Annotated in this window: 18 protein-coding genes and 2 riboswitches; of the genes, 11 read left to right on the top strand and 7 right to left on the bottom strand. The window is 62.9% G+C overall.

The genetic code is table 11. The features are described from left to right. The first annotated feature begins 32 nt into the window (after positions 1–32). The 7 genes from J3364_RS12770 (at position 33) to J3364_RS12740 (ending at position 9,939) form a co-directional block, all read left to right on the top strand. Positions 33–452 (top strand): F0F1 ATP synthase subunit epsilon, encoded by a 420-nt coding sequence (locus J3364_RS12770; RefSeq protein ID WP_123633857.1) that lies wholly within the window; start codon positions 33–35, stop codon positions 450–452. A gap of 157 nt (positions 453–609) precedes the next feature. Beyond that, complete coding sequence (gene glmU, locus J3364_RS12765) at positions 610–1,977, top strand: bifunctional UDP-N-acetylglucosamine diphosphorylase/glucosamine-1-phosphate N-acetyltransferase GlmU (RefSeq protein ID WP_349558721.1); 1,368 nt, start codon at positions 610–612, stop codon at positions 1,975–1,977. A gap of 24 nt (positions 1,978–2,001) precedes the next feature. Beyond that, positions 2,002–3,834 (top strand): glutamine--fructose-6-phosphate transaminase (isomerizing), encoded by a 1,833-nt coding sequence (gene glmS, locus J3364_RS12760; protein ID WP_349558720.1) that lies wholly within the window; start codon positions 2,002–2,004, stop codon positions 3,832–3,834. Positions 3,835–3,927: 93 nt separating this feature from the next. Beyond that, positions 3,928–4,021, top strand: a riboswitch (glycine riboswitch). Then, positions 4,022–4,134: riboswitch (glycine riboswitch) on the top strand. Between the two features lie 56 nt (positions 4,135–4,190). Further along, positions 4,191–5,435 (top strand): D-amino acid dehydrogenase, encoded by a 1,245-nt coding sequence (locus J3364_RS12755; protein ID WP_349558719.1) that lies wholly within the window; start codon positions 4,191–4,193, stop codon positions 5,433–5,435. Between the two features lie 483 nt (positions 5,436–5,918). Further along, positions 5,919–7,424, top strand: coding sequence for a sodium/proton antiporter NhaB (nhaB, locus tag J3364_RS12750; RefSeq protein ID WP_349558718.1), 1,506 nt, complete (start codon positions 5,919–5,921; stop codon positions 7,422–7,424). 102 nt (positions 7,425–7,526) lie between these two features. Then, complete coding sequence (locus tag J3364_RS12745; protein ID WP_349558716.1) at positions 7,527–9,014, top strand: SulP family inorganic anion transporter; 1,488 nt, start codon at positions 7,527–7,529, stop codon at positions 9,012–9,014. 73 nt (positions 9,015–9,087) lie between these two features. Continuing rightward, complete coding sequence (locus J3364_RS12740) at positions 9,088–9,939, top strand: universal stress protein (RefSeq protein WP_349558715.1); 852 nt, start codon at positions 9,088–9,090, stop codon at positions 9,937–9,939. Here J3364_RS12740 and J3364_RS12735 read toward each other — a convergent pair. Both J3364_RS12735 and J3364_RS12730 read right to left on the bottom strand, forming a co-directional pair. Next, positions 9,926–10,225, bottom strand: a complete 300-nt coding sequence (locus tag J3364_RS12735; protein WP_349558714.1) for a hypothetical protein — start codon at positions 10,223–10,225, stop codon at positions 9,926–9,928. The genes J3364_RS12740 and J3364_RS12735 overlap by 14 nt on opposite strands. Next, on the bottom strand, positions 10,222–11,133 hold the full coding sequence (locus J3364_RS12730) for an esterase/lipase family protein (RefSeq protein ID WP_349558713.1): 912 nt from the start codon (positions 11,131–11,133) through the stop codon (positions 10,222–10,224). Before J3364_RS12730 ends, J3364_RS12735 begins: the two co-directional genes overlap by 4 nt. Positions 11,134–11,401: 268 nt before the next feature. On the opposite strand from J3364_RS12730, the gene J3364_RS12725 reads away from it, so the two are divergent. Further along, on the top strand, positions 11,402–12,229 hold the full coding sequence (locus tag J3364_RS12725) for a substrate-binding periplasmic protein (protein WP_349558712.1): 828 nt from the start codon (positions 11,402–11,404) through the stop codon (positions 12,227–12,229). Here the strand turns inward: J3364_RS12725 and J3364_RS12720 are convergent. Further along, entirely contained in the window at positions 12,213–12,917 is a 705-nt protein-coding gene (locus J3364_RS12720) for a DUF3047 domain-containing protein (protein WP_349558802.1), read from the bottom strand. The two genes, J3364_RS12725 and J3364_RS12720, sit on opposite strands and share 17 nt — an antisense overlap. A 120-nt stretch (positions 12,918–13,037) precedes the next feature. Continuing rightward, positions 13,038–13,646, bottom strand: coding sequence for a GNAT family N-acetyltransferase (locus J3364_RS12715; protein WP_349558711.1), 609 nt, complete (start codon positions 13,644–13,646; stop codon positions 13,038–13,040). A 125-nt stretch (positions 13,647–13,771) separates the two neighbouring features. On the opposite strand from J3364_RS12715, the gene J3364_RS12710 reads away from it, so the two are divergent. After that, positions 13,772–14,386, top strand: coding sequence for a LysE family translocator (locus J3364_RS12710; protein WP_349558710.1), 615 nt, complete (start codon positions 13,772–13,774; stop codon positions 14,384–14,386). Here J3364_RS12710 and J3364_RS12705 read toward each other — a convergent pair whose 3' ends face one another. Next, a complete protein-coding gene (locus J3364_RS12705) occupies positions 14,387–15,250 on the bottom strand; it encodes a transporter substrate-binding domain-containing protein (RefSeq protein WP_349558709.1) in 864 nt (287 codons plus the stop codon). Positions 15,251–15,521: 271 nt separating this feature from the next. Here J3364_RS12705 and J3364_RS12700 point away from each other — a divergent pair, with 271 nt between their 5' ends. Then, complete coding sequence (locus tag J3364_RS12700) at positions 15,522–16,805, top strand: DEAD/DEAH box helicase (RefSeq protein WP_349558708.1); 1,284 nt, start codon at positions 15,522–15,524, stop codon at positions 16,803–16,805. Positions 16,806–16,853: 48 nt separating this feature from the next. Here the strand turns inward: J3364_RS12700 and J3364_RS12695 are convergent, their stop codons facing one another. Together J3364_RS12695 and J3364_RS12690 are read right to left on the bottom strand one after the other, a co-directional pair. Further along, positions 16,854–17,549, bottom strand: coding sequence for an OmpW/AlkL family protein (locus J3364_RS12695; RefSeq protein ID WP_349558707.1), 696 nt, complete (start codon positions 17,547–17,549; stop codon positions 16,854–16,856). Between the two features lie 143 nt (positions 17,550–17,692). Continuing rightward, a complete protein-coding gene (locus tag J3364_RS12690; RefSeq protein ID WP_349558706.1) occupies positions 17,693–18,154 on the bottom strand; it encodes a winged helix-turn-helix transcriptional regulator in 462 nt (153 codons plus the stop codon). A 115-nt stretch (positions 18,155–18,269) separates the two neighbouring features. On the opposite strand from J3364_RS12690, the gene J3364_RS12685 reads away from it, so the two are divergent. Beyond that, the gene (locus J3364_RS12685; protein WP_349558705.1) at positions 18,270–19,382 is read left to right on the top strand and encodes an NADH:flavin oxidoreductase; all 1,113 of its coding nucleotides are present in this window, start codon (positions 18,270–18,272) and stop codon (positions 19,380–19,382) included. Positions 19,383–19,434 lie beyond the last annotated feature (52 nt).

Below are 19,434 nucleotides of genomic sequence, written 5' to 3'. Positions count from 1 at the left end.
CCCTTTTCCTGACTGATCAAAGAGGCTAAGAAATGGCTATGACCGTACATTGTGATGTCGTCAGTGCTGAACAGAAGATTTTCTCCGGACTGGTTGAGCTGCTGATTGCCGCCGGTTCGGAAGGGGATCTCGGTATCGCACCGGGACACGCGCCACTGCTGACGGCACTCAAGCCGGGTCCGGTTCGCCTGATCAAGCAGGGCGGTGAGGAGGAAATCCTCTACGTGTCCGGCGGCTACCTGGAGGTTCAGTCGTCGGTCATCACGCTGCTGGCCGACACCGCCATCCGCGCCAAAGACGTGGATGAGGCGGCCGCCCAGGAAGCCCAGCGTGAAGCCGAGAAAGCACTGGCGAACCAGACCAGTGAGTTCGAGTACAGTCGTGCTGCCACCGAGCTGGCCGAAGCGGCCGCCAAGCTGAGAACCATCCAGCAGCTGCGGAAGAAACGCTAAGCCGCCACCGGCGCTACCGTACAGGCAACTCTGAAAGCCGCCTCCCGACATAACGACCGATCCGGCCCGTTATCGAGGGATGCGGCTTTTTTAATTCAGACCCATCAGGCCGTGGCCGACGGATCGCCGCCACGACTCCCAAGGAACCGATCGTCCTATGACCCATCCCCTTCACGTCGTCATTCTCGCCGCCGGCCAGGGCTCGCGCATGAAGTCGCGGTTGCCCAAGGTGCTGCATGCCGTGGCCGGCAAACCGATGTTGCACCACGTCATCGACACCGCCCGGGCACTGGGCGCCAGCGGCATCCACACGGTGATCGGGCACGGGGCCGAACAGGTGCGGGCGGCGACGCCGGCTGACGACATCCAGTGGGTGCTGCAGGAAGAGCAACTGGGTACCGGTCACGCCGTGGCTCAGGCCCTGCCCAACGTGCCGGATGATGCCCGGGTGCTGGTGCTGTACGGCGACGTGCCCCTGCTGGATGCGGCCACCCTGGGCCACCTCGCGGATCAGGTCAGCGATTCGGCGATCAGCCTGCTGACGGTGGCGCTGGACAATCCGGACGGTTACGGCCGTATCCTGCGGGACAGCGGCGGCAATGTTCAGGCGATCGTCGAGCAGAAGGACGCCAGCAGCGAGCAGCTTCGCATCCAGGAAGTGAACACGGGCATCATGGGGCTGTCGGCCCGGCACCTGAAAGACTGGCTGCCGCGTCTGTCCAACAGCAACGCCCAGGGTGAGTATTACCTCACCGACGTGATCGCCATGGCTGTCTCCCACGACGTGGCGGTCAAAGTGGCGCATCCGGTGACGGCGTTTGAAGTGCAGGGCGTCAACAACCGGATTCAGCTGGCCGAATTGGAACGCTGGTACCAGGCCGAGCAGGCGCGACGGCTGATGACCGCCGGTGCCACCCTGCTGGATCCGGCGCGTCTGGACGTCCGCGGCACCCTGCAGACGGGCCAGGATGTGGTGATCGACGTCAATGCGGTGTTTGAAGGACGCGTGGTGCTGGAAGACGATGTCCACATCGGGCCCAACTGCTTTATCCGTGACGCGGTGATTCGCAGCGGCGCACGCATTGATGCCAACACGGTGATTGATGGCGCTGATGTGGGGGCCCATGCCCAGATCGGCCCGTTCGCCCGTCTGCGCCCCGGCACCGAACTGGCTGAAAACACCAAGGTGGGCAATTTCGTGGAAACCAAGAAGGCCAGGGTCGGCCAGGGCTCCAAGATCAACCACCTGAGTTATGTTGGCGATGCCGTGCTGGGCCGGCACGTGAATGTGGGTGCAGGGACCATCACCTGCAATTATGATGGGGTGAACAAACACCTGACCCAGTTGGGCGACGGCGTATTCGTGGGCTCCAACACGGCGCTGGTGGCGCCGGTCTCGGTTGCGGATAATGCCACCATCGGCGCCGGTTCGACCATTACCCGGGACGTCGAAGCGGACGAGCTGGCCGTGGCCCGCGGTCGGCAGCGCAATATCCAGAACTGGCCCCGGCCCGAGAAGAAATAACTCCAGGAACGACAGGACAAGATTATGTGCGGAATTGTAGGTGCGGTGTCACAACGGGATGTGCCGGCCATCTTGCTGGAAGGGCTGCGGCGACTGGAATACCGCGGCTACGACTCGGCCGGGATGGCCATCCTCGGCGACGACGGCGCCCTGCGGCGGGAACGGGAAGTCGGTAAGGTCCAGGCCCTGGCCGAAGCGCTGGAAAAGTCCGAGCCCCAGGGTGTGGTGGGTATTGCCCATACCCGCTGGGCCACGCACGGTATTCCGTCCCAGCTGAACGCCCATCCGCACATGTCTGGTGAACGCTTGGCGATTGTCCACAACGGCATCATCGAGAACTACCAGATCCTGCGCGACCGACTGAAGGATGAGGGCTTTGCATTCAGTTCCCAGACCGACACCGAAGTCGTCGCCCACCTGATCGAGTCCTATTTCCGCCAGTCGAACGACCTGTTGTCCGCCGTCAAGGCCGCCGTAGCCGAATTGCACGGCGCCTTCGCACTGGCGGTCATGCACGCCGACGATCCCGACCGCATCGTGGTCACCCGCCGCGGCAGCCCGCTGGTCGTCGGCGTGGGCATCGGCGAGAACTTTATCGCGTCGGACCAGTTGGCCCTGCTGCCCGTGACCGACCGGTTCATGTTCCTGGAAGAGGGCGACATCGCCGAAATCCGCCGGGACGCCGTGCGCATCTGGGACGCGGATGAGCAGGTGGCCGAGCGGCCGGTGTCGCGTTTCGAGCATTCGATCGATTCCGCCGACAAGGGCGAGTATCGCCACTTCATGCTCAAGGAAATCCACGAGCAGCCGCGGGTGATCCAGGCCACTATGGAAGGCCGGTTAACCGATTCCCGCGTGCTGGAACAGGCTCTGGGCACCGAGGCCGGCAACCTGCTGGCCGGTATCTGTCACGTCCAGATCATCGCCTGCGGCACCAGTTACCACGCCGGTATGGTGGCCCGCTATTGGATCGAGGAACTGGCGGGGATTCCCTGCTCCGTGGAAGTGGCGTCCGAATACCGCTATCGCCACCATGTGGTCCAGCCCGACACCCTGTTCCTGACCATTTCCCAGTCCGGCGAAACCGCCGACACCCTGGCGGCCCTGCGCCAGGCCAAGGAAGCCGGCTTCCGGGCGGCGCTCGCGGTCTGCAACGTGCCGGGCAGCTCCCTGGTGCGGGAGTCGGACCTGGTGATCATGACCCAGGCGGGACCGGAAATCGGCGTGGCCTCTACCAAGGCCTTCACCACCCAGCTTACCGCGCTGCTGATCTTCACCCTGGCGCTGGCCCGGCATAACGGCCTGGACAGCGAGAAGGAAGCCGACATTGTCCGGGCACTGCGCGAGGTGCCGCGTCAGGTGGATCAGGTGCTGTCCCTGGATGGCCGGATCGCCGACATGAGCCGAGCCTTCATGGAGAAGAGCCACAGCCTGTTCCTCGGCCGGGGCGCGATGTTCCCGGTGGCTCTGGAAGGCGCTCTGAAGCTTAAAGAAATTTCCTACATCCACGCCGAAGCCTACCCGGCCGGCGAGTTGAAGCATGGCCCGCTGGCCCTGGTGGACAGCGAAATGCCGGTGGTCACGGTGGCGCCCAACAACGCCCTGATGGAAAAGCTCAAATCCAACCTGGAAGAAGTCCGGGCCCGCGGTGGCGAGCTGTTCGTCTTTGCCGACGACCAGTCGGGACTGCATGAGGAAGACCACGTGCACGTCATGTCGATTCCGGAAGTGCACCCGATCACGGCCCCGATCGTCTACACGGTGCCATTGCAGCTGCTGTCCTACCACGTGGCCGTGCTCAAGGGCACCGACGTGGACCAGCCGCGCAACCTGGCCAAGAGTGTGACGGTGGAATAGAGACCGGCTCCGGGCCACTGGCCCGGCCTGCAGTTTGTGGGCCGGGCGGTTTTTGCTATTATGAACGTGCGGTCATATGTAGACCGCATTGATAATGTGTGGGCGGGAGAGATCGATCCCCAGCGGGATCGGCGCCGAAGGAGCAACAGCCCCGGAAACTCTCAGGCAAAAGGACCGCCCCCACAAACACTTTCCGAAGAGCTGCCGGTGACAGCGTCACCCGGCACACCGAAGGAGCAAGCGGCCGCTTGCATGATTGCGGCTCGTGAATCTCTCAGGTTCCGTGACGGAAGGGGTACTTTCAACCTCATTCAGGTTGAAAGGCGACCTCTGACGCCGGAAAACTGGAGAGTCTCATGAAAAGAGTAGCCGTTATTGGTGGTGGTATCACGGGAGTGACCACGGCGTATTCCCTGGCCAAGCGTGGCCTCGACGTGACCCTGTACGAGAAAAACCGCTACGCGGCAATGGAAACTTCCTTTGCCAACGGTGGACAGTTGTCGGCCTCCAACGCCGAGGTCTGGAACAACTGGCAAACCATTATCAAGGGCCTGAAGTGGATGATGCGCAGCGACGCGCCGCTGCTGGTCAACCCCAAGCCGTCCTGGCACAAGATGAGCTGGTTTGCCGAGTTCATCGCCGCCATTCCGCAATACGCCCACAACACCACGGAAACCACCCGCATGGCGATCGCCGCCCGCGAGTACCTGTTCGACTGGGCGCGCAGCGAAGGCATCGACTTCGACCTGAAAAAGCGCGGCATCCTGCACATCTACCGCAATAAGTCCGGCTACGACCACGCGGCGGAAGTCTCCAAACTGCTGGCCGCCGGCGGCCTGGAACGTCGTGCCGTCACCCCGGACGAGATGCGTTCGATCGAACCGACCCTGGCCGGCGACTACTATGGCGGCTTCTTCACCGAAAGCGATGCCACCGGCGATATCCACAAGTTCACGTTTGGTCTGGCCCAGGCCATCGAACGACTGGGCGTGACCACCCGCTACGGCTATGCGGTGGAGGATCTGGGGGCAGACGCCAACGCCGCCTGGGTCCGCTCCAGCGACGGCGAGCAGGAAGACCAGCAAAGCTACGACGGTGTGGTGGTCTGCGCAGGCGTCGGCAGTCGGGCTCTGGCCGCCAAACTGGGGGACCGGGTCAACATCTACCCGGTGAAAGGCTACTCCATCACCGTTCACCTGGACGATGCCGATTCCCAGGCCTCGGCGCCCGATGTCAGTCTGCTGGACGACGAAACCAAGATCGTCACCAGCCGCCTGGGCGATGATCGCTTCCGGGTGGCGGGCACCGCCGAATTCAACGGTTACAACCGGGACATCCGCGCCGATCGCGTGCGCCCGCTGACCCGCTGGGTGGAAGAATGCTTCCCTGGCATCAGCACGCGCCGAGTCGTGCCCTGGGCCGGTTTGCGGCCCATGTTGCCCAACATGATGCCCAAAGTGGGCCAGGGGAATCTGCCCACGGTGTTCTACAACACCGGGCACGGCCACCTGGGCTGGACCCTGTCCGCGATCACGGCGGAAATGCTGGCCGACAGCGTCGAGGTGGCCGGCACCGCACATGCGGTGGGCGTTACCCACTAGCGCCTGTTTTACGTCGCCGGAGGCCGTCCCGAATGGGCGGCCTGTCGGTGCGTGACGGCCCGGGTCATGGCACCCGTGGTCGTTATCCTGTCTTCTCGCGCCTGTGCCTTCAGCCGTCGCCATGCCTGGCAAAGCGACGAGGCCGAGCCGGCCATCCGGGTTGCGCACTCGCTCATAATCGTTCTCCGGTCACTGATCTGCCCTCCAGAGCATGGTCCAGAAAACAATTAAAGACAAATGAAAATCATTTCCATTTGATTGATGTCAAGGTGCCCGCCCGCCGCGTGGGTGGCTGAAGCCGCAAAAATCCCGTCTTTTCGGAGGATTGGGCGGTCGGAAACAGCGAAGGGTGCCCAGACTTTGCTACTATCGGGATAACCGGCGACGAGGCCGGTTGATTCACGGCAGGGAAGCGCGACCCGTCGCAGGCCAATGCGGCCACCTTCCCCTGTCACAAGAATCCACCGACGTAATGACAACCTTATGCCTTCCACTCTCTTTGCCGGCCTGCGCGCCAATTTCCTGGGCAACGCCCCGACCTGGTACAAGCAGGTCATCCTCCTGTTCCTGGTGATCAATCCGCCGATTTTCTGGTGGCTGGGACCGGGCCTGGCCGGTTGGCTGCTGGTGGCCGAGTTCATCTTCACCCTGGCCATGGCGCTCAAATGTTACCCGCTGCAGCCCGGCGGCCTGCTGGCCATCGAAGCGCTGGCGATCGGCATGACCACCGCCGATGACGTCTATCTGGAAATCCTGCACAACCTGCCGGTAATCATGCTGTTGATGTTCATGGTGGCCGGCATCTACTTTATGAAGGAACTGCTGCTGGTGACCTTCACCCACATTCTCATTGGGGTGAGGTCCAAGGTGCTTCTGGGCCTGCTGTTTTCGCTGGCGGCGGCGTTCCTGTCGGCGTTCCTCGATGCGTTGACGGTCACGGCAGTGATCATCAGCGTGGCGGTCGGGTTCTTTTCCGTCTACCACAAGGTCGCTTCCGGGAAGGGCTATCACCACGACGATCACAACACCGGCTCTGACGAAGGGGTCATCGAACTACACCGGGAAGATCTGGAAGTCTTTCGCGCTTTCCTGCGCAGCTTGCTCATGCACGGCGCGATCGGCACCGCGTTAGGCGGCGTGGCCACCATGGTGGGCGAACCGCAGAACCTGCTGATTGCCAAGGAAGTGGGCTGGAACTTCGTCGAGTTCTTCCAGCGCATGGCACCGGTCAGCATGCCGGTGCTGGTGGCGGGGCTGCTGACCTGCGCGTTGCTGGAGAAAACCCGCTGGTTCGGGTACGGCGCCCGACTGCCCAAACCGGTCCGTCAGGTGCTGGAGGAGTTTGCGGCTAACGAGCAGGCGCGCCGTACCCCGGCGGATCGGGCCCGGCTCTGGGTACAGGCGGTCGCGGCAGTGATCCTCGTGCTCGGCCTGGCTTTCCATGTGGCCGAAGTGGGGCTGATCGGCCTGCTGGTGATCATCCTGATTACCGCGTTTACCGGCATCACCGAGGAGCACCAGATCGGTCGGGCGTTTGAGGAGGCGCTGCCGTTCACCGCCTTGCTGGTGGTTTTTTTCGCGGTGGTCGCGGTCATCCACGAGCAGCACCTGTTTACACCTGTGATAAACTACGTGCTCGCTTTGCCGGTATCCCAGCAGCCGGGTATGTTCTTCGTCGCCAACGGCCTGCTGTCCATGATCAGTGACAACGTGTTCGTGGCGACGGTCTACATCAGCGAAATCAAGCAAGCCCTGGAAGCCGGCGATATCTCCCAGCCCCATTTTGAGCAGCTGGCGATCGCCATCAACAGCGGGACCAATCTTCCCAGTGTGGCAACGCCCAACGGCCAGGCGGCTTTCCTGTTTCTGTTGACGTCCGCAATCGCCCCACTGGTGCGACTGTCCTACGGGCGCATGGTGCTGATGGCGTTGCCGTATACCCTGGTGCTGGGCGGCGTGGGCCTGCTGTGCGTCGTGTATCTGGTCTGACGCGGCAGGGGCTCCCAAATATTGGTTGACTGACACGGCTCTCTTGGAGAGCCGTGTTTTTTTGTCGGCCTGCAACAACGCTGAATTCAAAGGTCTTTCTCAATGCTCTCTTCCATCAAGAAGCACTGGTTTTCCAACACCCGGGCGGATGTTCTCGCCGGTATCGTGGTGGCGCTGGCGCTGATTCCCGAGGCGATTGCCTTCTCCATCATCGCCGGTGTCGATCCCCGGGTCGGGCTCTATGCCTCGTTCTGTATCGCGGTGGTGATCGCCTTCGCCGGTGGTCGGCCCGGCATGATTTCAGCCGCCACCGGGGCCATGGCCCTGTTGATGGTGACGCTGGTCAAGGATTACGGGCTGCAGTACCTGCTGGCCGCAACGCTGCTGACGGGCGTCTTCCAGATCCTGTTCGGCTTCCTGCGGCTGGGGTCGTTGATGCGGTTTGTCTCCCGCTCGGTGGTGACCGGTTTCGTCAACGCGCTGGCGATCCTGATTTTCATGGCCCAGCTGCCGGAGCTGACCAACGTGACCTGGCACGTCTACGCCATGACCGCGGCCGGTCTCGGCATTATCTACCTGTTCCCGTTGGTGCCCAAGGTGGGCAAGGTGATTCCCTCGCCTCTGGTCTGCATTATCCTGCTGACCATTGTGTCGATGGTGTTGGGCCTGGACGTGCGCACGGTAGGCGACATGGGCGATTTGCCAGACACCCTGCCGGTGTTCCTGTGGCCGGACGTGCCGCTGAATCTGGAGACCCTGTGGATCATCCTGCCTTATTCCCTGCCCTTGGCGGTGGTGGGGCTGCTGGAGTCGCTGATGACGGCGACCATCGTGGACGACCTCACCGACACCACCAGCGACCGTAACCGGGAGTGCAAGGGTCAGGGCGTGGCCAACATCTTCTCCGGCCTGCTGGGCGGCATGGCCGGCTGTGCCATGATCGGCCAGACTGTGATCAACGTGAAATCCGGCGGCCGCACCCGGTTGTCGACGTTGGTGGCGGGTACCTTCCTGCTGTTCATGGTGCTGGTGCTGCAGGACTGGCTGGTACAGATTCCCATGGCGGCGCTGGTGGCGGTCATGATCATGGTCTCTATCGGGACATTCAGCTGGGATTCGGTGCGCAACCTGCGCCGGCATCCGCTGTCCACCAACCTGGTGATGCTGGTCACCGTCTGCGTGGTGGTGGCCACCCACAACCTGGCGCTGGGCGTGCTGGCCGGCGTGCTGCTGGCCTCGCTGTTCTTTGCCAACAAGATCGGTCGGTTCATGGTGGTCACCCCGTCACTGGATGAGAGCGGTCAGACCCGCACTTATAAGGTGGTTGGCCAGGTGTTCTTCAGCTCCACCGAAAAATTCCTGGCGGCGTTCGACTTCAAGGAGGCTGTGGATAACGTGGTCATCGACCTGAGCCGTGCCCATTTCTGGGACATCACGGCGGTGGGCGCGTTGGACAAGGCAGTGATCAAGTTCCGCCGGGAAGGTGCGGACGTGGAGGTGATTGGCCTGAATGAGGCCAGCGCCACCATCGTTGACCGGTTTGCGATCCACGACAAGCCCGAAGCCGCTGATCAATTGATGGGGCACTGATGACGGCTGTCATGCAATCAGGGCAAACTGTTCGTACGGAAACATCAATAATAGAGCGAGGGGAGACGGTTTCATGTCCCAAGTTGTAGCCTGCATCGATGGCTCACGGTCCACCACGGCGGTGTGTGATTACGCCGCCTGGGCCAGTCAGCGCCTGGATGCGCCGCTGACCCTGTTCCACGTGCTGGATCATGCCCGTTACCCCACCGAACCGGACCTGGCCGGCAGCATCGGCCTCGGCAGCCGCGAGCACCTGCTGGAAGAGCTGGCCGAGCTGGACCAGAAGCGCAGCAAGCTGGCGCTGGAGCAGGGCCGGCACATGCTGGATGCGGCGGAGACTCGGGTCCGCGAAGATGGCGTGTCAGACATTCGCCAGCGTCAGCGTCACGGCGATCTGGCCGAGAGCCTGCTGGACATCGAGCAGGACACCCGCCTGCTGGTGATGGGACTGCATGGCGAGAGCAGCACCGATCGGGACATCCACATCGGCAGTCAGCTGGAAACGGTGATCCGCACCCTACATCGCCCGCTGTTGCTGGTGCCGGATGAGTTCAGCACGCCGCGCAGCGCCATGCTGGCGTTCGATGCCAGCGAAACGGCGCGAAAAGGCATCGAACTGCTGTCAAATAGCCCGATTTTCAGGGATTTTCCGCTGCACCTGGTGATGGTGGGACCGGACACCGGTGACCGCCGGGCCCAATTGGACGAGGCGAAAGACAAGCTGCTGAAAGCGGGCTGCAACGTGGAAGTGGCCATCCGCGCCGGCGACGTGGAACCGACCCTGCACGCCTACCAGGCGGAACAGGACATCGACCTGCTGGTGATGGGGGCGTATGGCCATTCCCGGATCCGCCAGTTCCTCGTGGGCAGTACCACCACCAGCATGCTGACCACGACCCAGACGCCGGTGCTTATTCTTCGCTAGGCGCCCTCTCCTCGGGCGCGGGGGACCGAACCCATTGGTTGAGTCCCCGAGCGCCCAGCGCCACGCTGCGGTAGCTCAGCGCTGCAATTCCGTGATGGATTCGGCGCACCGGCTCGCTGAACGGCCGGGTCACCGGAATCCGGGCCAGCACGTCGAACGTTTCGTCGGCGATGGATCGATGCACCCCTTCCAGCCGGCGAGCGGTGACTTCGGCGCTGGCGCTGGCCAGATCGGCCACGCCTCGCCACCAGATTCCGGGACTCTCCGGTCGCTGTGTCGTCTTCATCGTAACCAGTCCTCCAGTTGGGCCAGCACCGCCGGGTGATGAGCCAGCCGGATATGATCGATTCCGGCAAACGTCGCCTGATCCGTCAACTGCCAGCCCGGCTGGTGGTGCCCCCGGGCGCTGTCCTCATGCACCAGTGCGTCGCCGAACAGCCAGTTGGCCGGATTGGCCCGATGCCGGCCCAGCAAGCCGCAGATCGCATAGTGTCGGGCTGTCGCCAGCAGCGGCGGCTGTTCCTCGGGCTGGTCGGTGATCTGGCCGCGATTCAGGTTGCGGATGCCAACACTGCGCAAATCGATCACATCGCCGATCGCTCTCAGGTAATCCCGGGGCAGGGCCTGCAGCACGCCGGCACCGCCCTGTGCCAGACGCGCCAGCCAGGCGCCATCATGCGGTGAGCCCAGGTAGATGCAGCTGTCGACGGCTCGTATCCAGTCATAGCCGGTAGCTTCCCCGTAATGGCAGGCACTGCGAATCAGCAGACCGCCCATGCTGTGGCCGATCAGCACCAGGTTTTCCACAGGCACCGGCCAGGCGGTGACCAGGGCGTCCAGTTGCTGGGCCAGCGCCCGACCGTTGTCGGGAATGGCGCGCCCGGTGTTGTAGCGCAGGCTGAGGGGTTCGGCGCCCAAGCCCTCGCAGAGTGCGGTGGCGTAGTTGGTGCCGTGTTGCCCCGGAAAATCCCAGATGGATTCCAGCTCGGTCAGGCCATGGACCAGGATCACCAGGCTGCGCCGGGGCGTCTGACCGTCCTGCATCAGGTCATCCAGAGCCAGGGGCCGGCCGTGACGATAGAGCTGCATGTCGATCGCCAGCGGATTACCGCGACTGGCCAGCCAGTCGCCCAGCAGCCCGCTGAGGATGGCCGATGCCTGATGCTGCCAGTGGGCAAGCGGGGAGGTGGGCATGGCAGTGACTCATGTTGATGGTTTAATGATCAGTTTAGGTCGGTGCCTGTGGCTGGACCATTGGCCCGATGGGCCGAAATCACCGGCAGCCCAATCAACGCGGATGCGTGAAACGCCACCTCCGTCAAATAATCGCGCGCCTAAGGTGGTTGCCTGACGGGGGGCAGGTTATGTTGAGAGATAGGTGTTCTGTGATCAAACCCGGGTCGAGGCGTTGTGTCGCTCCCGGCAGAGTGTTGAGCGGTATGGTTTTCCGGAGTCCGATGTGATGATCGATTGGATCAGGTCGTTTGTCGGTTACCGCGCCCTGTTTCGGGGGCTGGCGGCGGTGCTGGTCGGGCTGCTGTCGGTCACGGCGCGGGCCGATGTGCCGGTCGCGAGAATCGGTTATGTGGCTTTTCCACCCTATGAATATCGGGATGCGCAGGGTCAGCCCGCCGGCACCTTTATCGACCTGACCCGCAAAGTGGCCATCGAGGCCGGCTACCGGCCGGTTTTCGTCTATCTGCCGATCAGCCGGGTGTATCTCTACCTGCGAAAGGGCCACATCGATCTCTGGCCCGGCCTGACTCACATCCCTTCCCTGGAGGGTAAGGTGCGGCCCAGTGCCACTCGCCCGATCCACGTCGAACTGAGTGCCTGGCACCTCAAGGACACACCGCCCATCCGTCAGTTCAGTGACCTGCAGGGTCAGCGCCTGATCCTGATATCCGGTTACACCTATGGCGGACTGGCGCAATACCTGGCCGACCAGGGCGACAATGACCTGACCTACACCTCCACACACCAGGCCGGCGTCGACATGCTGCACCGCCGCCGCGGGGAATACCTGCTCGATTACCGGGACCCGGTGGCGGCGATCGGCGCCACCAACGGCCCCGAGGGGCTGGAACACTGTTTTATCCGGGAGCGCGAAGCGGCCTGGCTGTTCTCGGTAGAAGACGCCAAGTCGGAGCGCATGCGACAGGCGTTCGATGCGGCTTTCCAGCGCCTCAAGGCAACAGGTTCGTTGCCACTGGCGGGGGATCAACGGCCGGTTTCGGCACTGCCGGGGTTTCCCATGCCGGCGGAAGGGGGCGTCAGCGCTCCAGAGTGATGTCGCCGTACCAGGCGGTGGCGGATTCCCCGGTATTGTCGGCGTCGGTCATGATGCCAATACCGATGATCGGCGGCGGCGCCTCGCCAAACGCCCGCTTGTAGTCGGCGACGATGTCCTGCGATTCCATGACCCATTGCCCGGTCTGTTCCGACCCGCTCTGCACCACGATCATCTGGGTCCGGTCGGTGTAGGGGTTGGCGATGACGGTATTCACCGGCAGCTTGTTGGCCCAGATGTAGTTCAGGGCGTTGCCGGGGAGTTCCTCGCCGTAGATCAGTTCGGCGGCCTTGCGTTTGGCCCGTTCAAAGAAACCGGCCTTGTCCGGTTCAAAGGCAAAAGCCACGTAGATCCGCGCCGGGTAGTCGTCGCCGTCCTTCTTGCGCGCGTTGCCGGTCTGGTAGATGTTGCTGACCTTCCAACGCCACTGCAGGGTCAGCTTGTCGCCCGGCTCGATGCGGATTCGGGCTATCCGCCCGGAGGCGCCCCCTCGGGTCTGCGCCTTGATCACCTGCACACCGTCTTCGGTGACCAACTGATATTGCGAGTGTTTATTGATGTTGGGAAATTCCAGCGGTGCCCAGCCGTCGTCCAGGGAGGACATGGTGGAAAACGGTTGCAGCGTGTCTGCAGGCGTGGGCCCCGCGACCAGGGCCAGTGTGGCCACCAGCAGGATCCCTCTCAGCATCGTCATGGCGCTTCTCCGGCGCGTTTTTTTCGCCATTGTGTGGGTTTACCGGGCCAACGTCCATGGTATCCATGGTCGGGTGCTGCTCACCGGCGCCACAATACCCCGCCCGTCTCGACGTTAGCCGCGCTCGCGCAGCCGGGCCAGTTTGAAGGCGAGGGATTTCCTCACCGTGGGCCACTCGCTTTCCAGGATCGAGAACACCACGGTATCCCGGTAGGCGCCGTCCGGCTCAATGCGGTGATTGCGCAGCACGCCGTCCTGCTTGGCGCCGAGGCGGGCGATGGCGCGGCGGGAGGCCTCGTTGTGCCAGTGGGTGCGGAATTCCACAGCGATGGCGTTCAACTGCTCGAAGGCGTGGGTCAGCAGCAGCTGCTTGCATTCGGTGTTCACCGAAGTGCGCTGGGCGCGCTGGGCGTACCAGGTGTAGCCGATCTCGACGCGCTGGTGGTCCGGCTCGGCGTTGCAATAGCGGGTGGCACCAATCACGTCGCCACTGGCATTCTCGATCACCACGAACGGCAGGGCGCGGCCGGCGGCCTTGTCCTTGAGCGCCTGCTCGATGTAGGTGTCCACCGTGTCGGCGGACGGCGCGCCGGTAAACCAGAGCTCCCAGAGGCGACCGTCGCCGGCGGCTTCGACCAGTGCGTCCCGGTGTTCCGAGGCCATCGGTACCAGGCTGGCGGTCTGGTTCGTGAGGGTGATGTCTTCAAGCCATGTTGTCGTCATGCGTTCTCCGGGCGGTGTTGGGCGTCCTGGCATCCATTGCCAGGAAGGTGGACAATGAGTGTCACCCGATCGAGGTGATTTGCACAAGCACCCGCCTTGTCGCTGACTGGCCCATGGAGATTCCGGTGCACCTGTACCTACTGTTCCTGCTGATGGCGACGGCCACCGCCCTGAGTCCCGGGCCCGGTGTCGTCATGACCCTCTCGAACGCCCTGCGCCTGGGGCGGCGAGGCACGTTGGGCGGTATCCTGGGGATTTCCGCCGGGGCTCTCGTGGTGTCGGCGCTGTCGGCGACGAGTCTGGGGGTTCTTCTGGCCACCTCGGCGACGGCCTTTACCCTGGTCAAGTATGTGGGCGCGGCCTACCTGGTATATCTGGGCATTCGCCTGTGGCGCAAGCCGGGCCTGAACCTGCAGACGGACACCGGGGCGGCGGACGATCGCTTCGGGCGGCGCTTTATTGAAGCGTTGTTGCTGCAGCTCAGCAATCCCAAGGTGGTGCTGTTCTTCCTGTCGATTTTCCCCCAGTTCATCGATCCGGCCGGCGATTTCCAAATCCAGTTTGTCCTGCTGACGCTGACGTATGCAGTGATCGTGGCCCTGGTGCACCTGGGTTACGCCCTCGGCGCGAAGCGGATTCGAGGCTGGTTGACGTCGGAGCGGGGCGGGCGCGTGATGAATCGGACCGCCGGCTCCACCTTTCTGTTCTTTGGGGCCGTTCTGGCCAGCGCCCAGCGCTGATCACTCTTCTTGCGACGGCAGGTGCCAGTAGCGATCCGGGATCTCATCCAGCGTGTGGCTGGTTTCCGGTGTCTCCAGCCAGATGATCTGGCGCTGGTCCAGCTCACCCCGATCCAGCGCGGCCCGGATGGCAGGGTGGTGGCGGAAGTTGTCCATGAACGATCCGTCCTCATAGGCCTTCATCAGACCCTGTTTCAGGATGTCGTGGAGGTCTTGTCGCGACTTCGACACATAGAGAAAGTAGTCGTAGCGCATGGCCAGGGCCACGCCGGGCAGCATCGCCAGGTTCTCCCGGCCGGGTTTGGCCAGCTCGGTGAAGATTTCCTGGATACCCCGGTGGAACAGGTCGAAACGCTGGTACTCGAGCATACGCCAGAGGTTTTCATACTGGCTGGTCACCAGTTTGACCCCGTTGTGTTCCAGGATCCGGTTTTCCGGCCAACCGGTGCCGGAGCCAACGGTGACCTGTCGCAGCTCATACAGGGTGTCGATTGGACTCAGTTCAGCCACCCGATCCTTGCGCACGGCAAACAGGCGGTAGCCCAGCAGGCCCCGGGTCATGGGAATGTTGACCTGCAACAGGCTCTCTTCCCGTTCGGGGCTGTAGCCACTGAAGAAGACGTTGATCTTCGGATGCGCCTCATGAAGCATGGCGAACACACGGTTCTGGGGCACTTTCGGTAGCGGAACCACTTCCAGCGTCTGCGTGCCGGGTGCGTGGTCGAGGGCCAGGCGGATCACCGACAGCTCGTAGTCGAACACCTCGGCATCGCCGTGCAGCAACCCCACACGAAAGGTCGCGGCGGCCGCAGGCAGGGCCAGCCACGCACACACGCCAATCAGGCCGAGGCGATACCACAGCATCATCGTCTCCGGGACAGGTTCAATGGCCTCTTAGTATAGGGGATATGGCCCTGTCACGGTTATCCACAGGTGCCCGACGTCGTTTTTATGGGCGAACTCTGTTAGGCTCCTCACATTCCTACCTCGAAGGACTTCGCCGCCATCGGCGCGGCCCCACTTATACGACCTTTCAGAGGGCGGCACGCCAACCCGGCGATGCCTGCAGTCGTTTTAGTCCATCCGATGCGCCACGTGCCCCTGGCCGGTCAGCGCATCGCACGAGATCATACCTATGAGTTTTGAATCACTCGGCCTGTCCGAGGCATTGTTGCGTGCGACCCGCGAACAGGGTTACGAAGAGCCGTCCCCCATCCAGGCCCAGGCTATTCCGGCCGTCTTGTCGGGTGGCGACGTTATGGCCGCTGCGCAAACCGGTACCGGCAAGACTGCCGGCTTCACGCTGCCGCTGTTGCAGCGTCTTGGTGAGCTGCCGCGTCGTGGCAAGGGCGTGCGCGCGCTGGTGCTGGCACCGACCCGCGAACTGGCCGCCCAGGTGGGCGAGAGCGTGGGGCGTTATGGCCGCTACCAGTCGGTGAGCTCCGCCGTCATCTTCGGCGGCGTCAAGATTAACCCGCAGATCCGGAAACTGCGCGAAGGCGTCGATGTGCTGGTCGCCACACCCGGCCGGCTGCTGGACCTGTACCAGCAGGGCGCCGTGCGTTTTGACGCGCTGGACATACTGGTGCTGGACGAAGCGGACCGCATGCTCGACATGGGCTTTATCCGCGACATCCGCAAGATCCTGGCCCTGCTGCCGAAACAGCGTCAGAACCTGCTGTTTTCAGCGACGTTCTCAGCGGAGATCCGCAAGCTGGCGGAAGGCCTGCTGAATGAGCCGGTCCAGATCGACGTGGCACCGCGCAACACCACCGCTGAAACCGTGCGTCAGACGGTTCACCCGGTGGACCAGAATCGCAAGACGGCGCTGCTCGCCCGTCTGGTGCATGACAACGACTGGCAGCAGGTGCTGGTGTTTACCCGCACCAAGCACGGCGCCAACCGGCTGTCCCAGAAACTGGAGCGTGACGGGATCACCGCGGCGGCGATTCACGGAAACAAATCCCAGAACGCCCGCACCCGGGCCCTGAGCCATTTCAAAGAAGGCGAGATTCGCGTCCTGGTAGCGACGGACATCGCCGCCCGGGGCCTGGACATCAAGCAACTGCCCCAAGTGGTGAATTTTGAGCTGCCGAACGTGCCGGAAGACTACGTGCACCGGATTGGTCGTACCGGCCGGGCCGGCGAGAGCGGCCACGCGGTCTCACTGGTCAGTGCCGACGAAGGCAAGCTGCTGGGCGGCATTGAAAAGCTGATCAAGCAGGACCTGACGCGGGAAGTGATCGACGGGTTCGAACCCAGTGTTGCCCTGGTCACCAAACCCCGCAGTGATCAGGGGCGCGGCGGTAACGGCAGCAAGCGTAACGCTGGTGGACCCCCGCGTAATAACAGCTCGCGCCGTCGTGGCGGTCGGGGTCGTTCCGGCGGTGGCGCTCGTCGTCCGTCCGCTAACGCCTAGCCTCAAAACGGGCCGATCCCGTATCGGCCCGTTTCCTTTCCGGCCGGCTCAGAACCGGTATCCGACGCCGATCATGTAGACGAACGGATCGATATCCACATCGACCTTCCCGGTGGCCACTTTGTTGCCGGCGCCATCGTAGGCCTTGATGGTGGCTGTCGTGTCGATGTCCGCATACCAGACGGCGGCGTTCAGCAGCAATCGATCGGTCAGCATCACGTCGGCTCCCAACTCGGCCGCCAGACCCACACTGTCATCCAGCTTGATATCGGTTGAAGCCGCGCCCAGGGCGTTGGTTAGCGTATCTGTGGTTTTCTCGTCAAAGAAGTGGGTGTAATTCACGCCAATCCCGCCATACGGCTGAATCGTCATCCCCGGATCCAGCGGAAAATACTGGAGCGTGACGGTGGGCGGCAGATGTTTGGTTTCGGCCAGCTTGCCGGCACCGCCCAGGGCACCGGCGCCATTGATGTCGTGTTTGAAAGGCGTGGCGGCCAACACGCCGATCCCCCAATGCTGGCTCAGCATATAGCTGGCGGTCAGACCGAGTTGCGTGTCGGAATCGACGCTCACTTTCCAGTTATCCAGTTTGGTGCTGCCAACCCGGACGTCGCCGCTGGAATCGTGTGGATCGACCATAGCCGCTCCGGCCCGCAGGATCAGGTCGCCGGCCTCATGGGCCTGGGCGAGGGAAGCGGGTAACAGGGCGACTGCAATCAGGCCGTTACGGACGGTCTTTCTCATGGCTATCTCCTTGATATGAAAAGAGGGAATAGCCTGAGAGTAGGGCGTCGCCGGCGTAGGATATTGATCTGACGCAAGAATTCGGAGAGCGCCGGGCGGGAATCATCAATCCGTTGATTCAGCTCAAAAAATGCAGTGCTGAATCAACCGGTTTTGGAGGTGCTCTCGGCGTCCGGCATAAACACATCGCGTACCGAAAGGGGGTCCCCATCGGCGCTCTGTACGGTCATGGGCCGAATCGGCTGGCCGGTGGCCCGGTCGCGAAGATCCAGGGCGCCGCAATGGGGGGCCGGATTCCACTTGTCGCCCCACTGGCGCAGGGCGACCACCACCGGAAACAGGTCCCGGCCTTTCTCGGTCAGGCGATATTCATGCCGCGAGCCGTGTTCACCCACTTCCACCTTGCGCAGGACCTCGTTATCCACCAGGCGGGCCAGGCGGTCGCAGAGGATATTGCGGGCAATGCCGAGTTCCTGCTGAAAGTCGACGAAGCGGCGGGTGCCGTACATCGCCTGCAGTACGATCAGCAGCGACCACCAGTCCCCGACTTCATTCAGGGCCCGGGCCACGGAGCAGTTGGAATCATCAAAACGTTTTCTGGCCATGGTTCGAGTCTACCGAAAAGAGTTGCATTTTAAAACCAGATTAAATAGGGTTGCATAACGAAACCAAATTCGCCGCGTGTCGTCCGGCGCTCCATTTCCTCAGGAGGCTACTTCCATGACCATGAATCTCGGTCCCCTGTTTGACCCCTTTGAACTGAATGATCTGAAACTGCGCAACCGCGTTGCCATGGCACCGATGACCCGCAATTTCTCGCCGGGCAATGTCCCGGGTGAAAACGTGGTGGATTACTATCGCCGACGCGCCGAAGGTGGCGTGGGCCTGCTGATCACCGAGGGCACCACCGTGAACCACGCGGCGGCCAACGGGTATGAGAACGTGCCGGCTTTCCACGGCACCGACGCGCTGGCGGGCTGGAAAAAGGTCGTCGATGCGGTCCACGACGCCGGCGGCGCGATCTTCCCGCAGCTCTGGCACGTGGGTGCCGTGCGCAAGGAAGGCATGGAGCCGGATCCGTCCGTACCGGGCTACAGCCCGTCCGGCTTCTACGCGCCGGGCAAGCCCAACGGCAAGGCCATGAGCAAAGAAGACATCGCCGACGTGGTCAACGCGTTTGCCGATGCGGCCCAGGATGCCAAGGCGCTGGGCTTTGACGGTGTCGAGATCCACGGCGCCCACGGCTACCTGATCGACCAGTTCTTCTGGGAAGGCACCAACCAGCGGGATGACGAGTACGGCGGCAGCATGGCCAATCGCCAGCGCTTTGCCATCGAGATCATCGAGGCGGTCCGCCACCGGGTGGGTCCGGACTACCCGATCATGCTGCGTTTCTCCCAGTGGAAGATGCAGGACTACGACGCCAAGCTGGCCAAGACGCCGGAAGAGCTGGAAGCGTTCCTAAAACCGCTGGCGGAGGCGGGTGTGGATATCTTCCACGCGTCGACCCGTCGTTTCTGGGAACCGGAATTCGAAGGTTCCGACCTGAACCTGGCCGGCTGGACCCAGAAGCTGTCCGGCAAGCCCACGATGTCCGTCGGCAGCGTTGGCCTGACCGAGGACTTCATCAGCGGCACCTTTGCCAGCAAGAAAGATGCGGTGGAGCAGTCCGGCATCGACGAGCTGGTGGAGCGCATGAACAACCACGAGTTCGAACTGATCGCCGTGGGCCGCGCGCTGCTGCAAGATCCGGAGTGGCTGGTGAAGGTGAAGGAAGGGCGTATCGGTGACGTCGAGCCGTTCGCCAAGAAGTCTCTGGCCAAGCTTTACTGATTCCGAGCGGTACGAAGAGGGCCGCGCGATTGCGGGCCGGCTTACCGGTCCG

It is taken from the genome of Marinobacter sp. NFXS9 (assembly GCF_040148665.1).
Taxonomy (GTDB): domain Bacteria; phylum Pseudomonadota; class Gammaproteobacteria; order Pseudomonadales; family Oleiphilaceae; genus Marinobacter_A; species Marinobacter_A mangrovi.
This window is presented reverse-complemented; position numbering and strand designations above follow the sequence as displayed.